Raw genomic sequence first — 25,896 nt, 5'->3', positions numbered from 1 at the left:
GCGCTCAGTGAACTGCACGGACCCGACCATGAACAAGCGTGAACACTTCAATTTCAGCGACCTCGAACACTGGCTCAACGAACACCGCGTGACCGAGATCGAATGCCTCGTGCCCGACCTGACCGGCGTGGCCCGCGGCAAGATCCTGCCCCGCCAGAAGTTCACCGAAGACCGCGGCATGCGGCTGCCCGAAGCGGTGGTCGCGATGGGCGTGACGGGCGAATTCCCCGAGGAAGGCCCGTACTACGACGTCATCAACCCCACCGACCGCGACATGCACCTGCGCCCCGACCCGGCGACGGTGCGCATCGTGCCGTGGGCGACCGACCCGACCGCGCAGGTCATCCACGACTGCTACGACAAGGACGGCAAGATGGTGCCGTTCGCGCCACGCTCGGTGCTGCGCCGGGTGTGCGACCTGTTCGACGCCGAGGGCTGGAAACCGGTGGTCGCGCCGGAGCTGGAGTTCTACCTCGTGGCGCGCAACTCCGACCCCGACATGCCGCTGAAGCCGCCGATCGGCCGCAGCGGCCGCGCCGAGACCTCGCGCCAGGCGTACTCGATCGACGCCGTGAACGAGTTCGACCCGCTGTTCGAGGACGTGTATTCCTACTGCGAGAAGATGGAGCTGAACGTGGACACGCTGATCCACGAGATCGGCGCCGGACAGATGGAGATCAACTTCTTCCACGACCACCCGCTGCAGCTCGCCGACGAGGTCTTCTTCTTCAAGCGCACGCTGCGCGAAGCCGCGATGCGCCACAACATGTTCGCCACCTTCATGGCCAAGCCGATCGCCGGCGAGCCGGGCAGCGCGATGCACATCCACCAGAGCATCCTCGGCCCGGATGGCAAGAACCTCTTCAGCAACCCGGACGGCACGGCGAGCAAGGCGTTCTACTGGTACATCGGCGGGCTGCAGAAGTACATCCCGTCGGCGATGGCGCTGTTTGCGCCGTACGTCAACAGCTACCGCCGCCTGTCGCGCTTCACGGCCGCGCCGATCAACATCCAGTGGGGCACCGACAACCGCACGGTCGGCATCCGCTCGCCGGTGGCCGGTCCGGCGGCGCGGCGGATCGAGAACCGCGTGATCGGCGCGGATGCCAACCCGTATGTGGCGCTGGCGGCGACGCTGGCCTGCGGCTACCTGGGCATGAAGAACCAGATCGAGCCGACGCCCGAATGCAAGGGCGACGCCTACCTCGGCGACTACCAGTTGCCCCGCAGCCTGGGCGAAGCGCTGGAGAAGCTGCGCGGCGAGAAGGCGCTGGCCGAGGTGCTCGGCGAAGCGTTTGTCACCGTCTACACCGAGATCAAGGAAATCGAGTACGCCGAGTTCATGAAGGTGATCTCGCCGTGGGAGCGCGAGCACCTGCTGCTGCACGTCTGAACCGACTCGACTCCCCATTCAAGAATCAAGAAAGACCCGCCCATGACCACCCGCACCACCGCCGACTGGCAAGCCGCCGACGCCGCCCACTTCCTGCACCCCTTCACCGACTTCCAGCAGCTCGCGAAAAAAGGCTCGCGGGTCATCACCAAGGCCGACAACCTCTACCTCACCGACAGCGAGGGCCACCGGCTGTTCGACGCGATGAGCGGCCTGTGGTGCGTCAACGTCGGCTATGGGCAGCAGGCGCTGATCGACGCCGCGGCGCACCAGATGAAGGAGCTGCCCTTCTACAACAGCTTCTTCCAGACCACCACGCCGCCCGCCGTCGAACTCGCGCAACTGCTCGCCGAGGTCACGCCGCCGCAGTTCCGGCACGTTTTCTACGCCGGCTCCGGCTCGGAGGGCAACGACACCGTCGTGCGCATGGTGCGCCGTTACTGGGATCTGCAGGGCCAGCCCGAGCGCCAGGTCATCATCAGCCGCTGGAACGGTTACCACGGCTCGACGATGGCGGGCGCCTCGCTCGGCGGCATGAAGTACATGCACGCCCAGGGCGGCCTGCCCATCCCCGGCATCACCCACATCGACCAGCCGCACTGGCTCGAACACGGCGCCGGCATGACGCGCGACGCGTTCGGCCTGAAGGCAGCGGGCTGGCTGGAGCAGAAGATCCTCGAAGTCGGCCCGGACAAGGTCGCCGCCTTCATCGGCGAGCCGGTGCAAGGCGCGGGCGGCGTGATCGTGCCGCCGGCCACCTACTGGCCCGAGATCCAGCGCATCTGCGACCAGTACGGCATCCTGCTGGTGAGCGACGAGGTGATCTGCGGCTTCGGGCGCACGGGGAACTGGTTCGGCTGCGAGACGATGGGCACGAAGCCGGACCTGATGACCTTCGCCAAGGGCGTGACCTCGGGCTACATCCCGCTGGGCGGCGTGATGGTCGGTGACCGCGTCGCCAAGGCGCTGATCGAGCAAGGCGGCGAGTTCGAGCACGGCTACACCTACAGCGGCCACCCAGTCGCCTGCGCGGTGGCGATCGCCAACATCAAGCTGATCCAGTCGCTGAAGCTGGTCGAGCGGGTGCGCGACGAGACGGGGCCGTACCTGGCCGCCCAGTTCGCCAAGCTGAACGACCACCCGCTGATCGGCGAGACGCAGACCTGCGGGCTGATGGCGTCGATGCAGCTCGTGAAGGCCAAGGACCGTGGCGACGGGCACCCGGCGATGTTCGATTCCGCGCTGGAAGTCGGCATGCTCTGCCGGGGTCACTGCTTCGCGAATGGGCTGGTGATGCGCGCGGTCGGGGACCGGATGATCATTGCGCCGCCGCTGGTGATGACGGTCGCGCAGGTGGATGAGCTGATGGGGTTGATCCACAAGTGCCTGGATCTGACGCTGGGGGATGTGCGGGGGCGGGGGTGGGTGTGAATTTAGCCGTCAAGGTCCGAGTTAGACAACAAGGCCACAAGGTCTGAATTGGTTAGGCCACAAAAATATGCCCCATCGCCATCCTCTCTTCGAAGAAGTCGAATCACTCCAAAACCTTGTCGTAAGCCAAGCGACCGGGGGCACTGAAGACGAGGCCGAGTACACCCGTCTGAGGCAAGTCGTGCTGGCAGAACCTTCGATTGAAGCCATCACACCCCGGTTTATCCGAACCAGTAGGAGCCTTGGTCAATTTTGGCAATTCATCAAGAACAAGTACGGCACTTACGCGGAGCGAAGAAAGTATCTTTGGGAGGAATTCGCGCCCATGCTTGAGTTACTTGAGAAAGGCGGCACCGCGCCGTCAGACTTAGTGGTCTCCGCTTCACTGGAGAAGTTCGATTCCGCACACGTTCAAGCCACTTGGTCCAAAGCACTTGATCGCAGGGCTTCCGATCCGGAAGGCGCAATCACAATTGCAAGAACGCTTCTTGAGTCCGTCTGCAAACACATTCTAGAAGAAGCTGCCGCGCCTTACGATGACAGTCCGGACATCACGAAGTTATACAAACAGACTGCCGAGCACCTGAAGCTCGCTCCATCCCAACACACCGAAGCAGTCTTCAAACAAATCCTTGGAGGCTGTACCGCCGTGGTTGAAGGTCTCGGAGCACTGCGCAATCGTCTCAGCGACTCCCACGGAAAGGGAAAGGCAGGCGTAAAACCCGCACCAAGGCACGCCGAGCTGGCGGTCAATCTTGCGGGCGCTCTGGCGGTCTATTTACTGGCAACCAAAAATGCCCGCGACGAAACTGCGGCGTAACGGTAGACGTCGATCAGTGATTCGTAGCCGGCGGCGCAGAGACCGCTCAGGAGTACACAAATGCCCATCGAATCAACAATCGTCCAAAAGCCCGGATTCACCGTCGTCGGCCTCCATGTCACGACGAGTCCTTTGGCCAGCGACATTCCCGCACTATGGGGCACCTTCGGGCCGCGCATAGACGAAGTTGTTTCCATCGCGGAGCCGAATGTCAGCTACGGGCTCATGGAGAACTTCGATACCCAGAAGAACACGCTGGACTACATGGCGGCCGTTTCGGTCACCAGCACCGACAATATTCCGAGCGGCATGATCGCGAGATCACTGGAGCCAGCCACCTACGCTGTCTTTCAAGCCAAGCTGCGCACACTCGGCGAGGTCTTCGGGCAGATCTTCAACGAGTGGCTGCCAAGTGCTTCCTTTGAACGAGTGCAAGCGCCCTATTTCGAGCGATACGACGAATCCTTTGACCCGAGCAATGCGGAGTCGACCGTCGAGATTTACATGCCAGTCCAACCACACAGCACGAGCGCCGACGACTGATCCGACCCAATGAGCACCGATCGTTTCCAACAACGCGCCAACGACCTGCGCCGCGCCGTGGCCCGGCTGGTCGAAGCGTGCGAACAACCGTTTAACTCCTTCGTGCGCGATTCGGCCATCCAGCGTTTCGAGTTCTGCTGGGAACTGGCGTGGAAGACGCTCAAGCTGCGGCTGGAGGTGGTGGGCATCGACGCCTTGACGCCCCGCGATGTCTTTCAGGCTGCGCTCCAGAACGGCCTGATTCACGACGGAAACCTCTGGAGCGACGCACAGAAGATGCGCAACCTGACCAGCCACACCTACGACGAATTGCTGGCCCAGAAGGTCTACGAATTCCTGCTCGAATCAGGACAAGGCATCTTCAAGCAACTGGCTGTGGACGTGGCGCAATGGCAGACCGAGACCCCTTGACCTTCGGCATCGCACAGCGGCACCTCGACGCACTGCGTCAGGTGTTCGCCCGGCACGCCACGGTCGATCAGGTGCTGGTCTTCGGTTCACGTGCGCGAGGCACCGCCAGACCCGGGTCCGACATCGATCTGGCGGTCATGGCGCCCCGCATGGACGACGCTGAATTCACGACACTCTGGAACGAGATCGACGCCCTGCCGATCCTGTTCAAGATCGACCTGCTGCACTGGGACCGGATCACCAACCCGGCACTGAAGCAGAACGCCGCCCGTGAGGGCCGGCCGCTGAGCCTTCCTGCCACGGCCAAACACACGACCGCGAGTCCGACATGAGCCATCCACAGCCCTCCTGGCACGACCGTGCCGCCTCCCTCACCCTCGACGGCCGCGCCCTGATCAACGGCCAGCGCACCACCAGCGCCAGCGGCGAGACCTTCGACAAGCATTCGCCCATCGACGGCCGCCACCTCGCCCCCATCGCCCGCGGCCAGACCGCCGACATCGATGCCGCCGTGGCGTCGGCCCGCACGGCATTCGAGGACGGCCGCTGGGCGCACCAGCCACCCGCCGCGCGCAAGAAGGTGCTGCAGCGTTTTGCCGAGCTGATCCTGTCCCACCGCGACGAACTCGCGCTGCTGGAGACGCTCGACATGGGCAAGCCGATCCAGTTCTCGCGCAGCGTGGACGTGCCGGCCGCCGCGCGCACCATCGCGTGGTACGCCGAGGCGATCGACAAGGTCTACGACGAGATCGCCCCCACCGGCCGCAACGCGCTGGCGCTCATCACCCGCGAGCCGATGGGCGTGGTCGGCGTGATCGTGCCGTGGAACTACCCGATGATCATGGCCGCCTGGAAGCTCGGGCCGGCGCTGGCCACGGGCAACTCGGTGGTGATGAAGCCGAGCGAGAAATCGCCGCTGACCGCACTGCGGCTGGCCGAGATCGCGCTCGAAGCAGGATTGCCGCCAGGGGTGTTCAACGTCGTGCCGGGCTTCGGCCACGAAGCCGGCGAGGCACTCGCGCTGCACATGGACGTGGACGCGATCGGCTTCACCGGCTCGACGCGCACCGGGCGGCGCATGCTCGACTACGCCGGCCGCTCCAACCTCAAGCGCGTCTACAACGAGCTGGGCGGCAAGTCGGCCTTCCTCGTCTTCCCCGACCACGGCGACCCGGCCAAGGCCGCGCGCACCGTCGCCAGCAGCCTGTTCTTCAACCAGGGCGAGTCCTGCAACGCGCCGTCGCGGGTGCTGGTCCACGCCTCGATCGCCGACGAGTTCGTCGCGACGGTGCGCGCCGAAATGCCCGCCTGGGCGCCAGCCGATCCACTGGACGACTCCACCACGATGGGGGCCCTGGTCGACGAAGGCCAGCTGCGCACCGTGCTCGGCTACATCGACGCAGGCCGCACAGAAGGCGCCACCTGCCACGGCGGCCAGCAGGCGCGCACCGGCTCCGGCGGCTTCTATGTCGAGCCGACCGTCTTCGACCACGCGACCAACGCCATGCGCATCGCCCGCGAAGAGGTCTTCGGGCCTGTGATGGCGGTGATCCGCTTCGAGACTGAAGCCGAAGCGGTGCGGCTGGCCAACGACTCGCCCTACGGCCTGCAGGCCAGCGTCTGGAGCCACGACCTCGACCGTGCGCACCGCGTGGCACGCGCCTTGCGAGCGGGTACCGTGCATGTGAACCAGTACGACGACGACGACATCACCGTGCCGTTTGGCGGCTACAAGCAGAGCGGCAACGGCCGGGACAAGTCGCTGCATGCACTGGACAAATACACCGAACTGAAGACCACCTGGCTGCGGCTGGACGGCGCATGAAGCGCGGTCGTCGGCTGACGGAACGTGACGGATTGGCGAATCCTCAGGCCATAATCCCGCCGCATGCAAGGTCTTCCCGGCGCAGGCACCAACCGTTACCACTGTCCATTTCTCCTTCCGCACCCACATCCCTGGAGCACCCATGAACCTGCTGTCCTCCCGGCCCGCCAAGGCCCTGAATGTCCTGTTCGCCGCGGTCGCGGTGCTGTGCGCAACCGGCGCGCAGGCGCAGGAAGAGAAAGTCCTGAACATCTACAACTGGTCGGACTACATCGCCGAAGACACGATCAAGAACTTCGAGAAGGAAACGGGCATCAAGGTCCGCTATGACTTCTTCGACAGCAACGAGTCGCTGCACGCCAAGCTGATCGCCGGCAAGACGGGCTACGACATCGTGGTGCCGGGCTCGAACTGGGCCAAGTCGCAGATCGAGGCCGGCCTGCTGATGAAGCTCGACAAGAGCAAGATCCCCAACCTGGCCAACCTCGACCCCGCCATCCAGGCGCAGCTCGCCAAGATGGACCCGGGCAACGAGCACATCGTCGACTGGCTGTGGGGCTACACGACGGTCGGCATCAATGTCGACAAGGTGAAGAAGGCGCTGGGCGACAAGCCGATGCCCGAAAACGCCTGGGATCTGGTGTTCAACGCCGACTACACCAGCAAGCTCAAGAGCTGCGGCGTGGCCGTGCTCGACACGCCGTCGGAGATCATGCCGCTGGCACTGAACTACCTCGGCAAGGATCCGCACAGCAAGAACGCCGACGACTACAAGGCCGCCGGCGAGATGCTCAAGAAGATCCGCCCGTCGGTGACGCGCTTCGTGGGTTCGGGCTCGGACTACATCGACCAGATGGCCAAGGGCCAGATCTGTGCCGTGGTCGGCTGGTCGGGCGACATCATGATCGCCAAGGACAAGTCGCAGAAGGCCAAGAAGCCGCAGAACCTGGAAGTGCTGCTGCCCAAGCAGGGCGGCCTGCTGTTCTTCGACACCATGGCCATCCCGAAGGATGCCAAGCACCCGGACAACGCGCACAAGTTCATCAACTACATCCTGAAGCCGGAAGTGCACGCCTCGCTGACCAACACGGTCTTCTACGCCAACCCGAACAAGGCTTCGCTGAAGTTCGTCAAGCCGGAACTGGCCAAGAACCCGGCCGTGTTCCCGGATGAGGCGTCGATGGCCAAGATGATCCCGCCCGGCACGCCTGACCAGGCCACCCGCCGGCTGATCACCCGCACCTTCACCAACTTCAAGGCTGGTCGCTGAGCCCCACGTCGAGACACGCGCAGCAGGGAAACACGCACATGACCAAGGCACTGGACGACAAGGACCGTGCCTTCCTGCGGATCGAATCCGTGGTGAAGGAGTTCGGGGATTTCCGCGCGGTGGACCAGGTCAGCCTGGACATCGCCAAGGGGGAGATCTTCGCGTTGCTGGGCTCGTCCGGCTGCGGCAAGAGCACCTTGCTGCGCATGCTCGCCGGCTTCGAGTCGCCGACCTCCGGGCGCATCGTGCTCAACGGCAACGACCTCGCGGGCAAGCCGCCCTACGAGCGCCCGGTGAACATGATGTTCCAGTCGTATGCGCTGTTTCCCCACATGACGGTGTGGGACAACATCGCCTTCGGGCTGCGCCGGGACGGCCTGCCCTCGGCCGAGATCACGACGCGGGTCGAGGAGATGCTGCGCCTGACCCAGCTCACCAAGCTGGCCAAGCGCAAGCCGCACCAGCTCTCCGGCGGCCAGCAGCAGCGGGTCGCGCTGGCGCGCAGTCTCGCCAAGCGGCCGCAGCTGCTGCTGCTCGACGAGCCGCTGGGCGCGCTCGACAAGAAGCTGCGCGAGGCCACACAGATCGAGCTGGTCAACATCATCGAGACGGTCGGCGTGACCTGCGTGATGGTGACGCACGACCAGGAAGAGGCGATGACGATGGCCTCGCGCATCGCGGTGATGAGCGAGGGCCGCTTCCTGCAGGTCGGCAGCCCGTCCGACATCTACGAGACGCCGACCACCCGCTTCGTCGCCGACTTCATCGGCAACGTCAACCTCGCCGATGGCCACATCACCGTGGACGAGCCGGACCATGTACATGTGCGCTGCGCCGACTACACGCACTACATCGGCCATGGCATCACCGGCTACCTCGGACAGGCGGTGTCGGTGGCGGTGCGGCCGGAGAAGATCCACCTGAGCAAGGACCGCCCCGAGAACACGCCCGGCGACATGAACCGCGTCGAGGGCACGGTCAAGGAAATGTCCTACTTCGGCGACACGACGCTCTACCACCTCGAACTCGCCAGTGGCGCGCGGCTGAAGGTCAGCGTCGAGAACGATTCGCGCGACCGGCAAGGGGCACTGACCTGGGGTGACCGGGTCTGGGCGCACTGGCTGCCGTCGTCCCAGGTCGTGCTGACCCAATGACACGATGATCCGCCGCTGGAGTTGACATGGCCGCCACCCCTTCCTCCCTGCTGCAGCGCCTGCGCACCTTCCTGAGCGGGCGCAGTCTGGTCATCGGCACACCGTTCGCCTGGCTGCTGCTGTTTTTCCTGCTGCCCTTCCTGATCGTGCTGAACATCAGCTTCGGGGAGATGGATGGTGCACGGGTGACCGACCTGTTCACGTTCGCGGACAACGAGCTGTTCATGAAGCTCAAGCTCCAGAACTACCTCACCATCTTCCAGGACGACCTCTACCTGGCGACCTATGCGCAGTCGCTGCTCTACGCCGGCATCACCACGCTGGTGTGTCTGGCCATCGGCTACCCCTTCGCCTACTTCATGGCCCGCTCGCCCTCCAGCGTGCAGCCGCTGCTGCTGATGGGCGTGATGCTGCCGTTCTGGACCAGCTTCCTGCTGCGCGTCTATGCGTGGAAGGGCCTGCTCGACGCCGACACCGGCTGGGTCGGCACCTTCCTGAACACCATCGGGGCGGACAAGCTGCTGCTGCCGCTGGGGCTGATCTCGGCGGAGGGGCAGTACATGTACACCCCGTTCTCGCTGATCCTGGGCATGGTCTACACCTACCTGCCCTTCATGATCCTGCCGCTGTACGGCACGCTGTCCAAGCTCGACCTGCGGCTGCTCGAAGCCGCGCAGGATCTGGGCGCGACACCGTGGCAGGCGTTCTGGCGCATCACGGTGCCGCTGTCCAAGGGCGGCATCATCGCCGGCGCCATGCTGGTGTTCATCCCGTGTGTCGGCGAATACGTGATCCCCGAGCTGCTCGGCGGACCGGAGACGCTGATGATCGGCCGCGTGCTGTGGGACGAGTTCTTCAGCAACAACGACTGGCCGATGGCGTCGAGTGTCGCGGTGACGATGGTGCTGCTGATCCTCGTGCCGCTGGCGATCTTCAACCGCAACCAGTCGCAGGAGGCACGCAAGTGATCGTCACCCCCGCCGGACGCTGGACGAGCCGGATCTGGCTGACCGCCGGCTTCGTCTTCCTCTACCTGCCCATCATCGCGCTGGTGGTCTACAGCTTCACCGACTCGCCGGTGCCCAATGTCTGGGCGGGTTTCTCGCTGCGCTGGTACGAGAAGCTGGTCGAGGACGAAGCCATCCGCAGCGGCCTGTTCCTGTCGCTGCAGATCGCGGCTGCCACCGCCACAGGCTCGGTGATCCTCGGGACACTGGCCGCCTTCACGCTGGAGCGCTACCCGCGCTTCAAGGGCCGCACGCTGTTTTCCGGCATGGTGAACGCGCCGCTGGTAATGCCCGAGGTGATTGTCGGGCTGTCGCTGATGCTGATGCTGGTGTCGATGCAACGGCTGCTCGGCGTGCCCGAAAAAGGCCTGGTGACGATCTGGATCGGCCACATGCTGGTCGGCATGGCCTACGCGACGGTCGTGATCGCGGCGCGTCTGCGCGACCTGAACCCGCAGTTCGAGGAAGCCGCGCAAGACCTCGGCGCACGGCCGCTGCAGGTGTTCTTCCTCGTCACGCTGCCGATGATCGCGCAGTCGATGCTGGCGGCGTGGCTGCTGACCTTCACGCTGTCGCTGGACGACGTGGTGATGTCGGCCTTCCTGTCGGGGCCGGGCTCGACGACGCTGCCGCTGGTGATCTTCTCGCGGGCGCGGCTGGGGCTGGACCCGACGGTGAACGCGCTGGCCACGGTGGTGATCGTGGTGGTGGCGGTGTTCGTGGTGGTGTCGAGCTACATGATCGCGCTGCGCGAGCGGCGGCTGCAGCAGGAACAGCAGGCCGCGCTGAAGGGAGGCTGATCTGGCGGACGCCATGGCCCGTCGTCCCGGCCTGCCCTGGGCCTACGCCTGCCTGGCGGGCAGCATGGCGCTGGTGGGCAGCTATGTCGGCCTGTCGAAGCTGCTGGTGGCGGTGTTTCCGGTGTTCCTGCTGGCGTGGCTGCGCTTCGGGATTGCCGCGGTCGCCATGGCGGGCTGGCTGCGCCGCCCGGCCAGCGAAGCCCCGATGTCGCGACACGACCGGGTGCTGCTGTTCCTGGAAAGTTTCCTCGGCAACTTCCTGTTCTCGGTCTGCATGCTCTACGGCGTCGCCCTGAGCACGGCGCTGGCGGCCGGCGTCATCATGGCGGCCCTGCCGGGGGTCGTCGCATTGATGTCGCGGGTGTTCCTCGGCGAGCGGCTCACCGGCCGTGTGCTGGCCGGCATCGCCTGCGCCGTGGCGGGCATCGCGCTGGTGTCGTGGAGCAAGCAGCATGGCGGCGCAAGCCCGTCGTCCGCCGCCGAGCCACCGCAGGCCCTGCTCGGCAACCTGCTGCTGATCGGCGCGGTGTTCTGCGAGGCCAGCTATGTCGTCATCGGCAAGAAGCTGTCCGGCACGCTCGGCCCGCGCCGCATCAGCGCGCTGGTCAACCTCTGGGGGCTGGCGCTGGTCACGCCGCTGGGGCTGTGGCAGGCGCTGTCCTTCGACTTCACCGCCGTCCTGCTGCCCACCTGGACCCTGCTGCTGTTCTACGCCCTCGCGGCGAGCATGGTGACGGTCTGGCTCTGGATGACCGGGCTGCGCCATGTGCCCGCCTCGCGCGCCGGGGTGTTCACGGTGATGCTGCCGGTGTCGGCGGCGGCGGTGGGCGTGCTGCTGCTGGGCGAGCAGTTCAGCGCAGCGCAGGCCGGCGCCTTCGGGCTGGCGATGCTGGGCATCGTGCTGGCGACCTGGCCGGAGCGCCGCAGCCACCCGTGAGCCAGGGGAACAGCGCAGCGGCCGACATGCCGAATGTGAAAAATCTACCCGACACCTCCGGCATCCTGTCCAAGAATGCCGGCCATGTCCGACGCCAGCCCCGCCCCGAAGTCGCTGCGTGCAGCGCTCCACACCACCGCCCTGCGGCTCCACGGCCGCCTGAGCATCGATGCCTTCCACTGGCGGGCCCGTCTGCAGTCCGCGTGGCGACGGGCGCCGACACTGCGCATCCTCGTGGCCCCCCACCCGCATTTCGAACCCCGGCTGCGCAAGAGCCTGCACGGCCACGCCATCCGGCTGACCGTGTCGCCCCTGGCGCAGGCCGATCTGGCGGCCCATGATCTGGTCGTGCCGCTGCGGACGGCGGACGCCTTGTGGCTGGCCGAGCACCGGGACGCGCTGCCCCGCCAGCGCTTGCCGGTGTGCCGGGCCGAGGTCGTGCAGCTGTGCGACGACAAGCTGGCACTGAACCGGCGGCTGATCGCACTCGGTTTCGGGGCCTCCGTGCCCACGCTGTTGCCGTGGATGCAGTGGCCGTGCGTGCTGAAGGGCCGCTGGTCGACCGACAGCGCCGCCACGCACCTCATCCGGGACGCCGACGATGCCGCTCGCCATGCTGGCAGCTGCGACGAAGCGGCCTATTTCTGTCAGGAAGCCGTCCACGACCCGCGTGAATACGCCAGCCACCTCGTGGTGGAGAACGGCCGGATCCGCCACCACCTGACCAACGAGTACCACTGCCGGGAGCCGCTGTTCATCAACGGCGGGCGGGTCTCCTACACACGCCGCCTGGTGAGCACGCCCCACCTGCAACTGCTGGAGCGCATGCTCGCCGCCATCGGCTTCGAAGGCCTGTGCTGCGTGGACTACAAGGTCCGCGACGGCCGTCTGCAGTTGCTGGAGATCAATCCGCGACTGGGCGGCAGTCTGGCGCCGTCCTTCGGGGCGTTCATGAGCACATTCGCCGGCTGACAATAACCATACATCGCGCAATTAAATTGCACACAATTAAACTGTGTGCATCATGAAAACGCCCTCAGCTTCCGATGACTGGCTCGCGCTGGACCAGCAGCTGTGCTTCGCGCTGTATTCGGCCTCCTTGGCGATGACCAAGCGCTACCGGCCGCTGCTGGAGCCGCTCGGGCTGACCTACCCGCAATACCTCGTGATGCTGGCGCTGTGGCAGCAGGACGGCCGCAGTGTCGGCGAGCTGGGCGAGACCCTGGCGCTCGACTCCGGCACGCTCACCCCGCTGCTCAAGCGCCTCGAATCCAGCGGGCTGCTCCAGCGCCAGCGCAGCGCCGCGGACGAGCGGCGTGTCCAGGTGCAGCTCACGCCGGCTGGCATCGCCCTTCGCCAGCAGGCCCTGGACATTCCGCCGAAGCTGGCCTCGGCCGCCGGTTGCTCGCTGGCCGAAATCGGCGCCCTCACCCGCGAGCTGCACCGGCTGCGCCAGGCACTCACCCAGATCCAATCTCCCACCACCCCGACCTGAAAGGTTCTGCCATGTCCCTCGACAAAGTCCTCTACACCGCCCGCGCCACCGCCACCGGAGGCCGCGACGGCAGCGCCGTCAGCGATGACAGCCGCCTGAACGTCAAGCTGTCCGTGCCCAAGGGCCTCGGCGGCGACGATGGCGCCGGCACCAACCCCGAACAGCTCTTCGCGGCGGGTTACGCCGCCTGCTTCATGGGCGCCATGAAGTTCGTCGCCGGACAGCAGAAGCTGGCCCTGCCGGCGGACACCTCGATTGCCTCGGAAGTCGGCATCGGCCCGATCCCGACCGGCTTCGGCATCCAGGTGACGCTGAACATCCGCGTGCCCGGCGTGGCCCGTGACACGGCCGAGGCCATCGTGCAGGCCGCCCACATCGTCTGCCCCTACTCGAACGCCACCCGCGGCAACATCGACGTCACGCTGAACGTGGTCTGATCCGGTCGGTCGCCTGCTGCGGCGGCCATGCTCACGCGCGGCGTGACAGCAGCCGCAGCAGGATCTCGACGCGGGCCTGTGCCGCCGTGAGCGCACCCGCATCGGGCACCAGTTCATGTCCGGTCGGCACGATGCACCCCCCGCCGCCACGCAGCGCGCGCACCACGGCCACACCCGCCGCCTGCGCGCGCAGCAGCGCCGCCAGCAGATCCTGGTGCACGGTGCCGTTGCCCGTGGCGGCCACGACCAGCCCCTGTACCCCGGCCTCCATCAGCAGGTCCACCACCCGCCCGTCGGCACCCGCGTGGCTCACCACCACCTGCACCTCCGGCCAGATGTCCGCGGCCAGCACTTGCAGACCCAGAGCCGAACCCGTCGGCCAGTCGCGCAGCCGCCGCAGCTGCCCTTCCTCCACATGCGCCAGCGGGCCGGCATCCCCGGCATCGAATGCATCCGGTCGGTAGGGATGGACCTTGCGCACCTCGGTCCCCAGCCAGACCTTGCCCGCCAGCACCGCCACCACCCCGCGCGCATCCCCGGACCCCGCCACGGTCACGGCATCCGCCAGGTTCTGCGGCCCATCCGGCTGCGCTGCACTGGCCGGGCGCATGGCGGCCGTCAGCACCACCGGCTTGCCAGGCGCCAACACGCGCTGCAACAGGTAGGCGGTCTCTTCCAGCGTGTCCGTGCCGTGCGTGACGACGATGCCGTCCACCTCCGGGCGGTCGAGATGGACTTGCACCCGCTCGGCCAGCCGGCGCCACACCGCATGGCTCATGTCCTTGCTGTCGATCTGCGCGACCTGCTCCGACTCGATGGACCAGCCCTGCGCGCAACGCCGGCGCAAGGCCGGGACGGCATCGAGCAGTTGCGCCACAGCCACCTGACCGGCGGTATAGCCCACGTTGTCGTCGGCGTTGGCCGCCGTGCCGGCGATGGTGCCGCCCGTGCCGAGCACGACGATGCGCCTGGGGGTGTGATCGAGGGCGGTAGAGGCGGCTGCAGCGACCACCGTCACGGGCGGCGAAATCGAACCAGAGCTTGTCGAATCAGAGCTTGTCATTTGCGAATGGCTGGATAAAAATACAGGTACTGGACGTTTTCTCAGGCACCGTCCAAGCACCGTCACCGTCTAGCGAGGAACCCGTGGACGAAAGCCCCAAGCTCACCACCCGACAGCAGCAGATTCTGGAGCTGATCCAGCGCGCGATCGAACGCACGGGCGCGCCGCCGACACGGGCAGAGATCGCCGCTGAACTGGGCTACCGCTCCCCCAATGCGGCGGAAGAACACCTCAAGGCGCTGGCCCGCAAGGGGGTCATCGACCTCGTCAGCGGCACCTCCCGGGGCATCCGGGTGAAGTCTGACACATTGCGCCGGCTCAATGCCGCGCGCCGGCAGGGGGTCGACGCCATGCCCTTCGAGTCAGCTCCCGCTGGCCTGCTCTCCCTGCAGTTGCCCTTGGTAGGCCGAGTGGCCGCAGGCAGCCCGATCCTGGCGCAGGAGCACATTGAGCGCACCTTCGCAGTCGAGTCCTACCTGTTTGCCCGCAAGCCGGACTACCTGCTCAAGGTCCGCGGCATGAGCATGCGCGACGCGGGCATCCTGGACGGCGACCTGCTGGCGGTCCAGAAGGCCAGCGATGCCAAGAACGGTCAGATCGTCGTGGCCCGACTGGGCGACGAGGTCACCGTGAAACGCTTTCGACGCACCGCTGCAGGCGTCGAACTCATCCCGGAAAACCCGGACTTCAAGACCATCCAGGTCGCCACGGACAGCGCCGACTTCAGCCTCGAAGGGCTGGCGGTCGGCCTGATCCGGAACACGCTGCTGAGCTAGCCAGGCCACCCCGGCCTTTCTCCACACCAGCAGAACAAGCCGTTTCGGGTCGCCAGACCCGGGTGGCTCGGTAGCGCGCGTCAGTGCGCGGTCAAGTCGTTCCCAAGCCGGTCGATAGACCTGGACATGCGCCAGCTCTGCCGACCTCCAGGAGGTCACCCATGCACCCACTGTTTGCCCAGTTGCCCCAGCTGCTGCTGCGGCGACGCGCAGCGCGGCACGAGCCTGTCCCCGTCCACATCCTGCGCACGACGCTGCCACCCTCGCGCGAGATGGGCATCCGGCGCGCGACCGGTGTCAGCCGATCCAGCGGCGGCATGGTGCTGCCCATGAAACCGCCACCACGTCCGCCGCTGTCCACGCCCTGCCCGCCGCCGGCGACGACGACAGCAGCGGCCATCGACATCGTGCTGGATGCGCTGCAAGCGCTGACACCGATCGAGGCATGCGATGCGGGGCCTGTGCCCACCACACGCGCAGCCGAAACCGACGGCGTCCATTTGCGCATCGACCCGCAGGACCACCAGCGCGTGCGCATCAGCGGCAGCATGCGCGAGGTTTGCGCCGCACTGGATGCGCTGATCGCGGTGCAATGAAAAAACCGGGCAAGCCCGGTTTTCTGGATCGGTCGACGCGACTGGCCAGCCGCAGGGGACCGGTCAGCCCATGTGCAGACCGCCGTTGCAGCTGAAGTCTGCGCCGGTCGTGAAGCCCGAGTCCTCGCCCGCCAGCCAAGCGACGATGGAGCCGATTTCTTCGGGCGTGCCCAGACGCTTCACCGGAATGGTGGCCACGATCTTTTCGAGCACTTCCGGCTTGATCGCGCGGACCATGTCGGTGCCGATATAGCCAGGGCTGACGGTGTTGACCGTGACACCCTTGTTGGCCATTTCCTGGGCCAGGGCCATCGTGAAGCCGTGCATGCCGGCCTTGGCAGCCGAGTAGTTGGTCTGGCCCGACTGGCCCTTTTCACCGTTGACCGAGCTTATCTGGATGATCCGGCCCCAGCCCTTGGCCACCATGTCCGCCACCACTTGCTTGGTGACGTTGAACATGCTGTTCAGGTTGGTGTCGATGACGGCGTCCCAATCGTCGCGGGTCATCTTCAGGAACATGCGGTCCTTGGTGATGCCGGCGTTGTTGACCAGCACGTCGATGATGCCGTGCTCGGCCTTGGCCCGCTCGAAAGCTTCGACCGTCGAGTCCCAGCTCGCCACGTTGCCCACCGAGGCGTAGAACGAGTAGCCAGCCGCAGCTTGCTCGTCGAGCCATTTCTGGGCGTCACGGGTCGGGCCGCAGCCGGCGATGACCTTGAAGCCTTCCTTGTGCAGGCGACGGCAGATCGACGTTCCAATGCCGCCCATGCCCCCGGTGACGTACGCAACTTTCTGAGTCATTTGTCTCTCCTTCTCGTTTGAGCCAGTCCCCGATGGACCGGCTTCGGGCCTGAATGTGGCCGCGGGAACAGTTCGTCAGGGATCGCGGATCAGCGCTCGACCGTGAGCGCCACACCCATGCCACCGCCGATGCACAGCGAGGCGATGCCCTTCTTGGCGTCGCGGCGCTGCATCTCGTGCAGCAGCGTCACCAGGATGCGGCAGCCGGACGCACCGATCGGGTGGCCGATGGCGATCGCGCCGCCGTTGACGTTGACCTTGCTGGTGTCCCAGCCCATTTCCTGGTGCACAGCGCAGGCTTGCGCGGCAAAGGCTTCGTTGATTTCGAGCAGGTCGAGGTCGGCGGGCGACCAGCCCGCACGCGCCAGCGCCTTGCGAGCAGCGGGCACCGGTCCCATGCCCATGTAGGCGGGATCGAGACCGGCGCTGGCATAGCTGGCGATGCGGGCCAGCGGGGTCAGGCCGAGGGCTGCCGCCTTGGCTGCCGACATCAGCACGACACCGGCCGCACCATCGTTCAGACCAGACGCATTGCCGGCGGTGACGCTGCCCGCCTTGTCGAAGGCGGGACGCAGGCCGGCCAGCGCATCCGCGTTGGTCTTGCGGTTGATGAACTCGTCGCTGTCGAACACGACTGGGTCACCCTTGCGCTGCGGGATCGACACGGCGGCGATCTCGTCCTTGAACTTGCCGGCTTCCTGCGCCGCTGTAGCCTTCTGCTGCGACGCCAGCGCCAGCGCATCCTGCATCTCGCGGGTGATGCCGTACTTCTTAGCGATGTTCTCGGCGGTCGTGCCCATGTGGTACTGGTTGTACACATCCCACAGGCCGTCCACGATCATGGAGTCGACCATCTTCCAGTCGCCCATGCGCTGGCCGTCGCGCGAGCCGGCCAGCACGTGCGGGCTCATGCTCATGTTTTCCTGGCCGCCGGCGATGATGATTTCGCTGTCGCCGTCGCGGATGGCCTGTGCCCCCAGCATCACGGCTTTCAGGCCGGAGCCGCAGACCTTGTTGATGGTCATGGCCGGCACGCCCTGGGGCAGACCCGACTTGATGACGGTCTGGCGCGCCGGGTTCTGGCCAGAGCCAGCGGTCAGCACCTGCCCGAAGATCAGCTCACCGATCTGCTCACCCGAAAGACCCGAGCGCTGCAGCAGCGCACGCACCACGGTGGCGCCCAGTTCAGGTGCGGCAGTCTTGGCCAGGCTTCCGCCAAATTTGCCAACGGCCGTGCGCGCGGCTGCCACGATGACGATGTCGATCATGCAATTCTCCAAATACAAAAGCTGGTAGTCGATTGAAGTGTCCGGGGACGGCGACACTCTATCGCAGACTGTCGCCGAGCCGACAGTCTCGGCCAACAATCAGACCTTGGCTTTGACGTAACGACCAGGTGCTGGCTCGATCGCCTTGTACTTGCGGCTGCCGTAGGACTTGGGCGCGGCCTTTTTCTTGCCGGCGTGCTGCACCAGCCAGTCGGACCAATCGGTCCACCAGCTGCCTGGATGGCTGGTCGCCGACTCCAGCCAGGCCTCGGCCGCATCAACCTTGGCCTCGTTGGTCCAGTAGTTGCGCTTTTTCTTGGCCGGCGGGTTGACGACACCCGCGATATGGCCGGATGCGCCGAGCACGAAGCGGTACGGGCTCTTGAAGATGCGCGTGCTCATGAACGCCGAGTCCCAGGGGACGATGTGGTCTTCACGCGACGCATAGAGGTAGACCGGCGCCTTGATCGCGCCCAGGTCCACCTTTTCTCCGCACACCGTCAGCGCACCGGGCACCTTGAGCTGGTCCTGCAGGTAGGTGTGCCGCAGGTACCAGCAATACATCGCGCCGGGCAGGTTGGTGCTGTCGGAATTCCAGTACAGCAGGTCGAACGGTGGCGGCGTTTCGCCCTTCAGGTAATTGCCGACCACATAGTTCCAGACCAGATCGTTCGGGCGCAGGAAACTGAAGGTGCTCGCCAGTTCCTTGCCCTTGAGCATGCCGGGGCCCTGTGGTGCATCCGGCCCGATCGTCATCTCGCGCAGGCGCACGGACGCCTCGTCGACGAAGATGTCCAGGATGCCCGTGCTGCTGAAGTCCAGCAGCGTGGTCAACAGGGTCAGGCTGGCCGCGGGATGCTCGCCACGCGCCGCCAGCACGGCCAGCGCGGTGGAGAGGATCGTGCCGCCGACACAGAAGCCCAGCATGTCGAGCGTCTCGGCGCCGGTGAGTTCCTGCGTGACGCTGATGGCCTTGAGGACCGCGTTCTCGATGTAGTCGTCCCACGTCGTGGCCGCCATGTCATCGGTCGGATTGCGCCAGCTCACGACGAACAGGCGGTGCCCCTGCTCGACCGTGTAGCGGATGACCGAGTTGTCGGGCTGCAGGTCGAGGATGTAGAACTTGTTGATGCACGGCGGCACGAACAGCATCGGCTTGTCGTACACCTGCGCCGTCAGCGGCTTGTATTCGATCAGCTGGAACAGCTCGTTCTCGAACACCACGGCGCCTTCGGTGGTGGCCACGTTGCGGCCCACCTCGAACAGCGACTCGTCGGTCTGCGACACATGGCCTTGCTTCAGGTCGCCGAGCAGGTGGTTCATGCCCTGCGTCAGGCTCTCGCCCTTGGTGTCGACGGCCTTCTTCAGCGCTTCGGGATTGAGCGCCAGAAAGTTGGACGGTGCGGCGGCGTCCACCCACTGCTGCACGGCGAAACGGATCCGGGCACGGGTCTTCTCGTCACCCTGCACCGCTTCGGACAGCTCCATCAGCGTGCGCGCGTTGAGCAGATACGTGGCCGCGGCAAACCCTGCCATCGGATTTTCGCTCCACTCGGGTGCGGAAAAGCGCCGGTCCTTGGGCAGCGTGACCTTGCCACCGGCACTGAGGCTGCTGTTCCAGATCTCGCCGGCGCTGCGCAGGTATTCACCCTGGATGCGCGCCAGCTCTGCAGGCGGAATCTGCAACTGGGAAAGGGTCTTGAAGAGACCTGCGACGTCCTGCCCCAGATCGGGTGCATTGAACATGGGATTGCCAAACGGGTTCATTCGTCTCCTCCGGTGCATGGATACTGCATTCCGAGGCATTATGCATGCTGCATCCATACAGCCACCTTGCGATGACGCCGCCAGGGGGATGAAAGAGATAACGGGAAATCCCCATGTACTTGGTCGCAATTGCGTGGCTTTATGTCACTTTGATGATGGCGCTGGCAGAAGCCACCAGCCCCCAGGGCACGGTGCTCGGGGCCATCTTCACCTTCGCGCTGTATGGCGCCTTGCCGCTGGGACTCGTGCTGTACCTGCTGGGCACGCCCATGCGCCGCAGGAAGCGTCTGGCCGAAGAACGGGCGCTGGACGCCGAGACCCGCAGCACCGACCAGCCGCCGGCGGTCTGAGCCTGTCTGGGCCTGATCGGCGGGCTCTGCAGGCCCTTGCAGCGACGGGTCAATCCAGCCAGATCAGCGCGGCCATGCGCCCCGTGCGGCCAGCATGCGCATGCCGGTAGGAAAAATAGCGCTGCGGCTGGCTCAGCGTGCACCACACCTGTGTGCCGTCATTGCCATGGAGGTGCGCGACCCCGGTCGCATGCAGCCGCTGGCGGGCGAGTGCGGGCAGGTCGGCGAGCCATTTGCCAGGCAGATCCGCCTGGAAGCCGCTCCCGGGCGCCTCTGGCGTCGCCCCGAATGCCCGCAGCACGTCAGCCCCCACCTCGAAGCGTGCAGGCCCGATGCACGGACCCAGCCAGCATTCAATGTCGCCCGGGGGGGCATCCGCCAGACGGCAGACATGGGCCAGCGTGGCCTCCAGCACACCACCTGCCAGCCCGCGCCAGCCGGCGTGTGCGGCGCCCACCGCCCGTCCGCCAACATGGGCGAACAGCACCGGCAGGCAATCTGCCACCTGGATCTCGCAGGCGGCACAGGACGCCTCGGTGACCACCGCATCGGCCACGGGCAAGTCCTCGTCCGTGGCCGCAACCCTGTCCAGCACATGGACAGCCACCCCATGGACCTGCACGAGGAGCTGGGTCGGACGGCCGACGATGGCGTGCAGGCGTGCCCGGTTTTCCTGCACCGCGGCAGGCGCATCGCCGAGCCCGGTGCGCAAGTTGAAGCGGTCGAAGGGCGCGGCGCTGACGCCACCGGCGCGGCCGGTCATGAGCGCACGGACACGGGGATGCGAGAACTCCGGTACCCACCAGTCGGCAGGAACGCGGGCGCGCAGGGATTCAGGCGTCGGCATCGGGGCAGGCGGAGGGTTGCGCAGCCTGGAAGGCGGGCAAGGCCATGCAGGTCTCGAAGATGCGCATCACCGTGGGCACATGGTCCAGGCGGCACTCGAAGCGTTGCGCATTGAAGATCTGCGGCACGAGCAGGCAGTCGGCCATCGTCGGCGTGTCGCCATGGCAGAACCTGCCGGTCGCGGACTGGTCGCAGAGCTGCCGCTCCACCGCCTCCAGCCCCACCTCGACCCAGTGCCGGTACCAGGCGTTCTTGGCGTCTTCGCTGGCCCCGAGTTCCTTCACCAGGTAGCGCAGCACCCGCAGGTTGTCGAGCGGGTGGATCTCGCAGGCAATGTCCTGGGACAGCGAGCGCACCCGCGCACGGCCCAGCGGATCGGCGGGCATCAGCGGCGGCTCCGGGTAGACCTCGTCCAGGTACTCGATGATGGCCATCGACTGCGAGACCCTGGCCTCGCCATCCTGCAGCAGCGGCACGAGGCGCTGCGGCGACACCGCCGCATAGTCCGGCCCGCTCTGCTCGTTGCGCACCAGATGCACGGTCCTGTAGTCGTAGGCGAGCGACTTCAGCGCCAGCGCGATGCGCACCCGAAACGAGGCGGACGAACGGAAATAGCTGTAAAGCTCCATGGTGGACGGCTCCTCGGTGTTCGCGGTGTTTGTTTCAGATCATGCCATGCAGTGCAGGCGATACACTGCCACCATGCTATTGCCGCGACGTATCAAGCACTGCCGGGAGTGCGGGGCTCCGGTCCTCTACCAGGTGCCCGCCGACGACAACCGGGAGCGTGCCACCTGCACGGTCTGCGCCACGATCCACTACGAAAACCCGCTCAACGTGGTGGGAACGGTGCCCTTCTGGGAAGATCAGGTGCTGCTGTGCCGACGCAACATCGAGCCCCGACACGGCTTCTGGACCTTGCCGGCGGGCTTCATGGAACTCGGCGAGACACTGGCCGAAGGGGCGGTGCGCGAAACCGTCGAGGAAGCCGGCGCGCACATCGCGCTGGAGGGGCTGTTCTCGGTGCTGAACGTGGTGAAGGTCGGGCAGGTGCATGTCTTCTACCGCGCCGCCTTGCTGGACACCGTGTTCGACCCAGGCCCGGAAACCATCGAGACCCGGCTGTTTCGTGAGCAGGACATCCCCTGGTCCGAATTGGCATTCCGGACCGTGCGGGTGACGCTGGAACGTTACTTCGAAGACCGTGCCCGTGGTCAGTTTGGCCTGCATTGCGCCGATATCGGCTGAACCCATCAGCGCCCTTCGGCGTTCAACCCTGCCACCATGAACCCTCCCCGTCCTGTCGCCGCGGCCCGCGACGCCGCCACCGAGCGCCTGCGCGAAGACCTGCTCCACCCGGATCCGCTGCTCGACTGTCTGCTCGAAGTCTGCCGCCTGCACGGCGTGAACGCATCACGGGCCTCGCTGTCGGCCGGTCTGCCGCTGCAGGACGGCCGTCTCACGCTGAGCCTGGCCGAACGCGCCGCCCAGCGCGCCGGCATGTTCAGCAAGCTGCAGCGCATCAAGCCGAACAAGATTGACGCCGCCACGCTGCCCGCGGTGCTGGTCCTGCGCGGCAACGACGCCTGCGTGCTGCTGGGCTGGACGGCCGAGGGCGATGCCCGGGTGCTGATGCCTGAAACCGGTCAGGGCGCCGTGGTCATGGCGCGCAAGGATCTGGCGCGGCGCTACAGCGGCGTGGTGCTGTATGTGCGCCCGCATTTCCGCTTTGACGAGCGCACGCCCGAGGTCCGCGCCACCACCAAGGGCCACTGGTTCTGGAGCGCCATCGCCAGCCAGCGCGGCGTCTACCGCGATGTGCTGTGGGCGGCGTTCCTCATCAACCTGTTTGCGCTGGCGTTTCCGATCTTCACGATGAACGTCTACGACCGTGTGGTGCCGAACCATGCGGTCGAGACGCTCTGGGTGCTGGCGCTCGGGCTGATGCTGGTGCTGCTGGCGGACTTCTACATGCGCAAGCTGCGCAGCCACTTTGTCGACGAGGCCAGTGCGCGCATCGACGTGCAGCTGTCCTCGGTGCTGATGGAGCGGGTGCTGGGCATGCGGCTGGAGCACCGGCCGCAGTCGGTCGGCTCCTTTGCGTCGAACCTGCGCGGCTTCGAGTCGGTGCGCGACTTCATCGCGTCGTCCACGGTGACGGCGCTGATCGACCTGCCCTTCGCGCTGATCTTTCTGGGTGTGATGGCGTGGATCTCGCCGTGGATGGTGCTGCCGGTGCTGGTGGCCTTCGTGCTGATCCTGGGCATCGGCTATGTGCTGCAGCAGCGGCTGCACGAACTCTCCGAGTCGACTTATCAGGCCAGCGCCCAGCGCAACGCCACCCTCGTCGAAGCCCTGACCGGCATCGAGACCATCAAGACCCAGGCCGCCGAAGGCGTGATCCAGACGCGCTGGGAGCGCGCCAACCAGTTCCTGGCGCAGACCAATGTGAAGATGCGCGCGCTGTCCAGCACCGCCAGCTACGGCACCAACTGGCTGTCGCAGGTCGTCAACCTCAGCATCGTGCTGATCGGCGTCTACCTGATCTCGCAGCGCGAACTGACGATGGGCGCACTGATCGCCTGCACCACGCTGAGTTCACGCGCACTGGCCCCGGCCGGCCAGATCGTCGGCCTGCTGATGCAGTACCAGGGCGCGCGCACCGCGCTGGAGTCGCTCAACAAGGTGATGGCCAACCCGGTGGAGCGCGAAGCCGGCCAGAACTTCCTGCACCGGCGCGAACTGAAGGGCGACATCGAGTTCCGTGATGTGAAGTTTGCCTACCCCGGCCGCGACGACCCGGTGCTGGACGGCATCAGCCTGCGCATCCAGCAGGGGGAGCGCGTGGCGCTGATCGGCCGCGTGGGTTCGGGCAAGACGACGCTGCAGAAGCTGATGCTCGGCCTGTACCAGCCGACCTCGGGCGCCGTGCTGCTCGACGGCATCGACCTGCGCCAGCTCGACCCGGCCGACGTGCGCCGCAACCTGGGCTATGTCTCGCAGGACGTGACGCTGTTCTACGGCTCGCTGCGCGAGAACATCACGATGGGCCTGCCCTACGCCGACGAGACCGCCGTGCTGGCCGCCGCCGAGACGGCCTGCATGACCGAGTTCGTCAACCGCCACCCGCGTGGCTTCGACATGCCGGTGGGCGAGCGCGGCGAGCTGCTCTCGGGCGGCCAGCGCCAGAGCGTGGGACTCGCGCGCGCGGTGCTGCACAACGCGCCGCTGCTGCTGCTGGACGAGCCGACCAGCGCGATGGACTTCTCCACAGAGGCGCAGGTCACCCGCAAGGTCACCGAATTTGCCCAGGGCAAGACGGTCGTGCTTGTCACGCACCGCACCTCGATGCTGGCCCTGGTGGACCGCGTCATCGTGGTCGACCAGGGCAAGGTCGTCGCCGACGGTCCGCGTGACCGCATCCTGGAAGCCCTGCAAGCGGGCCGCATCGCGAGGGCTGCATGAGCACCAACACCCCCAACGCACGCACGCAGACCGCCACCCCGCCCAATGACCCGGAGCAGACCAGCGGCTGGTCAGGCCGGCTCGGTGCCCTGTTCGGCGGCCTGTTCGGCAAGACCGTCGCCGATGGCAGCGGCCCGCAGGGTCTGCGCGACTTCGAGCATGAAGCCGAGGAGATCATGTCGCGCCAGAAGACCGCACGGGCACAGCGCATCGTGCGCGCGGCCGTGGTGGTCGCGGTGCTGCTGATCGTCTGGGCCGGCTTCGCCGAGATCGACGAGGTGACCAAGGGCGAAGGCCGGGTGATCCCCTCGCGGCAGCTGCAGGTGGTGCAGTCGCTCGACGGCGGCGTGGTGTCCGAGATCCTGGTCAAGGAAGGCCAGGAGGTCGAGGCCGGCCAGCTGCTGCTCAAGATCGACGAGACCCGGGCCACTTCGGGTGTCAACGAAAGCGCGGCGACCGTGTTTGCGCTGAAAGTCAAGGAAGCGCGCCTGAAAGCGCTGGCCGAAGGCGGCGCCTTCAAGCCACCCGCAGGCAACGGCGGACCGGACGAGACCCGCATCATCGAGGAAGAGCGCAACCTCTACCTGTCCCGGGTGTCCGAGCTGCAGTCGATGCTGTCGGTCGTGCAGCAGCAAGGCGCGCAGCGCCAGCAGGAAGTCTCCGAAGCGCAGGCGCGGCGTTCGTCCGCCCAGCGCTCGATCGAGATCTCGCAGAACGAACTCCGCCGCACCAAGCCGCTGCTGGCCTCCGGCGCGGTGTCGGAGGTCGAGGTGCTGCGGCTGGAGCGCGAGATCAGCCGCTACCGCGGCGACATGGAACAGGCCGCGGCCAGCATGGGACGTGCACAGGCAGCGATCGGCGAGTCCCGCCGCAAGGCACAGGAGATGGAGCTGACCTTCCGCAACGAGGCACGGCGGGATCTGTCGGACGTGCTGGGCAAGCTCAACGCGCTGAACCAGGGGGCCGCGGCGCTGGTCGACAAGGTGGACAAGTCCAGCGTCAAGTCGCCCGTGCGCGGCCGGGTGCAGCGCCTGCTGGCCAACACGGTGGGGGGCGTGGTGCAGCCGGGCAAGGACATCGTCGAGATCGTGCCGGTCGACGATGCGCTGGTGCTCGAAGCCAAGGTGCTGCCCAAGGACATCGCGTTCCTCCACCCCAACCAGATCGCCACCGTCAAGTTCACCGCCTATGACTTCTCGATCTACGGCGGACTGGAAGCCAAGGTCGAGAACATCAGCCCCGACACCCAGGTCGATGAAAAGGGCAACGCTTTCTACATCGTCAAGGTCCGCACCGCGCAGCCGCGTTTCAGCGAACACCAGCCCATCATCCCGGGCATGACGGCCGAGGTCGACATCCTGACGGGCAAGAAGACCGTGCTGTCCTATCTGCTCAAGCCGGTGCTCAAGGCCAAGGCCTACGCCTTGCGCGAACGCTGACA

At 66.3% G+C, this 25,896-nt stretch carries 27 protein-coding genes; 21 read left to right on the top strand and 6 right to left on the bottom strand.

Going from position 1 to position 25,896, the window contains the following annotated elements; genetic code table 11:
* The first annotated feature begins 28 nt into the window (after window positions 1-28).
* The 15 genes from U5O44_RS20830 (at window position 29) to U5O44_RS20760 (ending at window position 13,523) form a co-directional block, all read left to right on the top strand.
* Entirely contained in the window at window positions 29-1,393 is a 1,365-nt protein-coding gene (locus U5O44_RS20830) for a glutamine synthetase family protein (RefSeq protein ID WP_322590295.1), read from the top strand.
* Window positions 1,394-1,435: 42 nt separating this feature from the next.
* A complete protein-coding gene (locus U5O44_RS20825) occupies window positions 1,436-2,824 on the top strand; it encodes an aspartate aminotransferase family protein (protein WP_322590294.1) in 1,389 nt (462 codons plus the stop codon).
* A gap of 67 nt (window positions 2,825-2,891) precedes the next feature.
* Window positions 2,892-3,644, top strand: coding sequence for an abortive infection family protein (locus U5O44_RS20820; RefSeq protein ID WP_322590293.1), 753 nt, complete (start codon window positions 2,892-2,894; stop codon window positions 3,642-3,644).
* Between the two features lie 60 nt (window positions 3,645-3,704).
* On the top strand, window positions 3,705-4,187 hold the full coding sequence (locus U5O44_RS20815) for a GyrI-like domain-containing protein (protein ID WP_322590292.1): 483 nt from the start codon (window positions 3,705-3,707) through the stop codon (window positions 4,185-4,187).
* Between the two features lie 9 nt (window positions 4,188-4,196).
* Window positions 4,197-4,598 carry an HI0074 family nucleotidyltransferase substrate-binding subunit gene (locus tag U5O44_RS20810; protein WP_322590291.1) on the top strand — a complete coding sequence of 134 codons (402 nt, stop codon included), beginning with the start codon at window positions 4,197-4,199 and terminating at the stop codon, window positions 4,596-4,598.
* Window positions 4,595-4,930 (top strand): nucleotidyltransferase family protein, encoded by a 336-nt coding sequence (locus U5O44_RS20805; RefSeq protein ID WP_322590290.1) that lies wholly within the window; start codon window positions 4,595-4,597, stop codon window positions 4,928-4,930. The genes U5O44_RS20810 and U5O44_RS20805 overlap by 4 nt, the downstream gene beginning before the upstream one ends.
* Complete coding sequence (locus U5O44_RS20800) at window positions 4,927-6,423, top strand: aldehyde dehydrogenase (RefSeq protein ID WP_322590289.1); 1,497 nt, start codon at window positions 4,927-4,929, stop codon at window positions 6,421-6,423. The genes U5O44_RS20805 and U5O44_RS20800 overlap by 4 nt, the downstream gene beginning before the upstream one ends.
* 142 nt (window positions 6,424-6,565) lie before the next feature.
* On the top strand, window positions 6,566-7,693 hold the full coding sequence (locus U5O44_RS20795) for a polyamine ABC transporter substrate-binding protein (protein WP_322590288.1): 1,128 nt from the start codon (window positions 6,566-6,568) through the stop codon (window positions 7,691-7,693).
* A gap of 38 nt (window positions 7,694-7,731) precedes the next feature.
* A complete protein-coding gene (locus tag U5O44_RS20790; RefSeq protein WP_322590287.1) occupies window positions 7,732-8,847 on the top strand; it encodes an ABC transporter ATP-binding protein in 1,116 nt (371 codons plus the stop codon).
* 26 nt (window positions 8,848-8,873) lie between these two features.
* Window positions 8,874-9,815, top strand: a complete 942-nt coding sequence (locus tag U5O44_RS20785) for an ABC transporter permease (RefSeq protein ID WP_322590286.1) — start codon at window positions 8,874-8,876, stop codon at window positions 9,813-9,815.
* Window positions 9,812-10,654 carry an ABC transporter permease subunit gene (locus tag U5O44_RS20780; protein ID WP_322590285.1) on the top strand — a complete coding sequence of 281 codons (843 nt, stop codon included), beginning with the start codon at window positions 9,812-9,814 and terminating at the stop codon, window positions 10,652-10,654. The genes U5O44_RS20785 and U5O44_RS20780 overlap by 4 nt, the downstream gene beginning before the upstream one ends.
* A 13-nt stretch (window positions 10,655-10,667) precedes the next feature.
* Complete coding sequence (locus tag U5O44_RS20775; RefSeq protein ID WP_322590284.1) at window positions 10,668-11,591, top strand: DMT family transporter; 924 nt, start codon at window positions 10,668-10,670, stop codon at window positions 11,589-11,591.
* Window positions 11,592-11,675: 84 nt separating this feature from the next.
* Window positions 11,676-12,563: an ATP-grasp domain-containing protein gene (locus U5O44_RS20770; protein ID WP_322590283.1), complete on the top strand. Its 888-nt coding sequence runs from the start codon at window positions 11,676-11,678 to the stop codon at window positions 12,561-12,563.
* A gap of 52 nt (window positions 12,564-12,615) precedes the next feature.
* Window positions 12,616-13,086, top strand: a complete 471-nt coding sequence (locus tag U5O44_RS20765; protein ID WP_322590282.1) for a MarR family winged helix-turn-helix transcriptional regulator — start codon at window positions 12,616-12,618, stop codon at window positions 13,084-13,086.
* Window positions 13,087-13,097: 11 nt separating this feature from the next.
* Complete coding sequence (locus U5O44_RS20760; protein ID WP_322590281.1) at window positions 13,098-13,523, top strand: organic hydroperoxide resistance protein; 426 nt, start codon at window positions 13,098-13,100, stop codon at window positions 13,521-13,523.
* Window positions 13,524-13,554: 31 nt separating this feature from the next.
* On the opposite strand, the gene U5O44_RS20755 is transcribed toward U5O44_RS20760, so the two are convergent.
* The gene (locus U5O44_RS20755) at window positions 13,555-14,541 is read right to left on the bottom strand and encodes an asparaginase (protein WP_322590280.1); all 987 of its coding nucleotides are present in this window, start codon (window positions 14,539-14,541) and stop codon (window positions 13,555-13,557) included.
* Between the two features lie 128 nt (window positions 14,542-14,669).
* Between U5O44_RS20755 and lexA the strand changes: the two genes are divergently transcribed.
* Window positions 14,670-15,362: a transcriptional repressor LexA gene (lexA, locus tag U5O44_RS20750; RefSeq protein WP_322590279.1), complete on the top strand. Its 693-nt coding sequence runs from the start codon at window positions 14,670-14,672 to the stop codon at window positions 15,360-15,362.
* Between the two features lie 161 nt (window positions 15,363-15,523).
* On the top strand, window positions 15,524-15,958 hold the full coding sequence (locus U5O44_RS20745; protein WP_322590278.1) for a hypothetical protein: 435 nt from the start codon (window positions 15,524-15,526) through the stop codon (window positions 15,956-15,958).
* Window positions 15,959-16,021: 63 nt separating this feature from the next.
* Here the strand turns inward: U5O44_RS20745 and phbB are convergent, their stop codons facing one another.
* From phbB to phaC, 3 genes are all read right to left on the bottom strand, one after another.
* Entirely contained in the window at window positions 16,022-16,759 is a 738-nt protein-coding gene (phbB, locus tag U5O44_RS20740; protein WP_322590277.1) for an acetoacetyl-CoA reductase, read from the bottom strand.
* 89 nt (window positions 16,760-16,848) lie between these two features.
* On the bottom strand, window positions 16,849-18,027 hold the full coding sequence (locus tag U5O44_RS20735; protein WP_322590276.1) for an acetyl-CoA C-acetyltransferase: 1,179 nt from the start codon (window positions 18,025-18,027) through the stop codon (window positions 16,849-16,851).
* A gap of 99 nt (window positions 18,028-18,126) precedes the next feature.
* On the bottom strand, window positions 18,127-19,794 hold the full coding sequence (gene phaC / locus U5O44_RS20730) for a class I poly(R)-hydroxyalkanoic acid synthase (protein WP_416222206.1): 1,668 nt from the start codon (window positions 19,792-19,794) through the stop codon (window positions 18,127-18,129).
* A gap of 113 nt (window positions 19,795-19,907) precedes the next feature.
* On the opposite strand from phaC, the gene U5O44_RS20725 reads away from it, so the two are divergent.
* The gene (locus U5O44_RS20725) at window positions 19,908-20,144 is read left to right on the top strand and encodes a hypothetical protein (RefSeq protein WP_322590275.1); all 237 of its coding nucleotides are present in this window, start codon (window positions 19,908-19,910) and stop codon (window positions 20,142-20,144) included.
* Window positions 20,145-20,193: 49 nt separating this feature from the next.
* On the opposite strand, the gene pgeF is transcribed toward U5O44_RS20725, so the two are convergent.
* Both pgeF and maiA read right to left on the bottom strand, forming a co-directional pair.
* Entirely contained in the window at window positions 20,194-20,991 is a 798-nt protein-coding gene (pgeF, locus tag U5O44_RS20720) for a peptidoglycan editing factor PgeF (protein WP_322590274.1), read from the bottom strand.
* Window positions 20,978-21,619, bottom strand: a complete 642-nt coding sequence (gene maiA, locus U5O44_RS20715; RefSeq protein WP_322590273.1) for a maleylacetoacetate isomerase — start codon at window positions 21,617-21,619, stop codon at window positions 20,978-20,980. The genes pgeF and maiA overlap by 14 nt, the downstream gene beginning before the upstream one ends.
* Before the next feature lie 73 nt (window positions 21,620-21,692).
* On the opposite strand from maiA, the gene U5O44_RS20710 reads away from it, so the two are divergent.
* From U5O44_RS20710 to U5O44_RS20700, 3 genes are read left to right on the top strand one after another with little or no spacing between them, the layout of a single operon-like run.
* Window positions 21,693-22,238, top strand: coding sequence for an NUDIX hydrolase (locus U5O44_RS20710; protein ID WP_322590272.1), 546 nt, complete (start codon window positions 21,693-21,695; stop codon window positions 22,236-22,238).
* Window positions 22,239-22,274: 36 nt separating this feature from the next.
* Complete coding sequence (locus tag U5O44_RS20705; RefSeq protein WP_322590271.1) at window positions 22,275-24,455, top strand: type I secretion system permease/ATPase; 2,181 nt, start codon at window positions 22,275-22,277, stop codon at window positions 24,453-24,455.
* Entirely contained in the window at window positions 24,452-25,894 is a 1,443-nt protein-coding gene (locus U5O44_RS20700) for an HlyD family type I secretion periplasmic adaptor subunit (RefSeq protein WP_322590270.1), read from the top strand. Before U5O44_RS20705 ends, U5O44_RS20700 begins: the two co-directional genes overlap by 4 nt.
* Window positions 25,895-25,896: the final 2 nt, after the last annotated feature.

The organism is Sphaerotilus sp. (assembly GCF_034519685.1).
Classification (GTDB): Bacteria; Pseudomonadota; Gammaproteobacteria; order Burkholderiales; family Burkholderiaceae_C; genus Sphaerotilus.
This window is presented reverse-complemented; position numbering and strand designations above follow the sequence as displayed.

Excerpts from the sequence above, each read along its gene's own strand:
- U5O44_RS20830 (WP_322590295.1), top strand. The coding sequence starts at position 29 with ATGAACAAGCGTGAACACTTCAATTTCAGCGACCTCGAACACTGGCTC.
- U5O44_RS20825 (WP_322590294.1), top strand. The coding sequence starts at position 1,436 with ATGACCACCCGCACCACCGCCGACTGGCAAGCCGCCGACGCCGCCCAC.
- U5O44_RS20820 (WP_322590293.1), top strand. The coding sequence starts at position 2,892 with ATGCCCCATCGCCATCCTCTCTTCGAAGAAGTCGAATCACTCCAAAAC.
- U5O44_RS20815 (WP_322590292.1), top strand. The coding sequence starts at position 3,705 with ATGCCCATCGAATCAACAATCGTCCAAAAGCCCGGATTCACCGTCGTC.
- U5O44_RS20810 (WP_322590291.1), top strand. The coding sequence starts at position 4,197 with ATGAGCACCGATCGTTTCCAACAACGCGCCAACGACCTGCGCCGCGCC.
- U5O44_RS20800 (WP_322590289.1), top strand. The coding sequence starts at position 4,927 with ATGAGCCATCCACAGCCCTCCTGGCACGACCGTGCCGCCTCCCTCACC.
- U5O44_RS20795 (WP_322590288.1), top strand. The coding sequence starts at position 6,566 with ATGAACCTGCTGTCCTCCCGGCCCGCCAAGGCCCTGAATGTCCTGTTC.
- U5O44_RS20790 (WP_322590287.1), top strand. The coding sequence starts at position 7,732 with ATGACCAAGGCACTGGACGACAAGGACCGTGCCTTCCTGCGGATCGAA.
- U5O44_RS20785 (WP_322590286.1), top strand. The coding sequence starts at position 8,874 with ATGGCCGCCACCCCTTCCTCCCTGCTGCAGCGCCTGCGCACCTTCCTG.
- U5O44_RS20775 (WP_322590284.1), top strand. The coding sequence starts at position 10,668 with ATGGCCCGTCGTCCCGGCCTGCCCTGGGCCTACGCCTGCCTGGCGGGC.
- U5O44_RS20770 (WP_322590283.1), top strand. The coding sequence starts at position 11,676 with ATGTCCGACGCCAGCCCCGCCCCGAAGTCGCTGCGTGCAGCGCTCCAC.
- U5O44_RS20765 (WP_322590282.1), top strand. The coding sequence starts at position 12,616 with ATGAAAACGCCCTCAGCTTCCGATGACTGGCTCGCGCTGGACCAGCAG.
- U5O44_RS20760 (WP_322590281.1), top strand. The coding sequence starts at position 13,098 with ATGTCCCTCGACAAAGTCCTCTACACCGCCCGCGCCACCGCCACCGGA.
- U5O44_RS20745 (WP_322590278.1), top strand. The coding sequence starts at position 15,524 with ATGCACCCACTGTTTGCCCAGTTGCCCCAGCTGCTGCTGCGGCGACGC.
- phbB (WP_322590277.1), bottom strand. The coding sequence starts at position 16,759 with ATGACTCAGAAAGTTGCGTACGTCACCGGGGGCATGGGCGGCATTGGA.
- U5O44_RS20735 (WP_322590276.1), bottom strand. The coding sequence starts at position 18,027 with ATGATCGACATCGTCATCGTGGCAGCCGCGCGCACGGCCGTTGGCAAA.
- phaC (WP_416222206.1), bottom strand. The coding sequence starts at position 19,794 with ATGAACCCGTTTGGCAATCCCATGTTCAATGCACCCGATCTGGGGCAG.
- U5O44_RS20725 (WP_322590275.1), top strand. The coding sequence starts at position 19,908 with ATGTACTTGGTCGCAATTGCGTGGCTTTATGTCACTTTGATGATGGCG.
- pgeF (WP_322590274.1), bottom strand. The coding sequence starts at position 20,991 with ATGCCGACGCCTGAATCCCTGCGCGCCCGCGTTCCTGCCGACTGGTGG.
- maiA (WP_322590273.1), bottom strand. The coding sequence starts at position 21,619 with ATGGAGCTTTACAGCTATTTCCGTTCGTCCGCCTCGTTTCGGGTGCGC.
- U5O44_RS20710 (WP_322590272.1), top strand. The coding sequence starts at position 21,693 with ATGCTATTGCCGCGACGTATCAAGCACTGCCGGGAGTGCGGGGCTCCG.
- U5O44_RS20705 (WP_322590271.1), top strand. The coding sequence starts at position 22,275 with ATGAACCCTCCCCGTCCTGTCGCCGCGGCCCGCGACGCCGCCACCGAG.
- U5O44_RS20700 (WP_322590270.1), top strand. The coding sequence starts at position 24,452 with ATGAGCACCAACACCCCCAACGCACGCACGCAGACCGCCACCCCGCCC.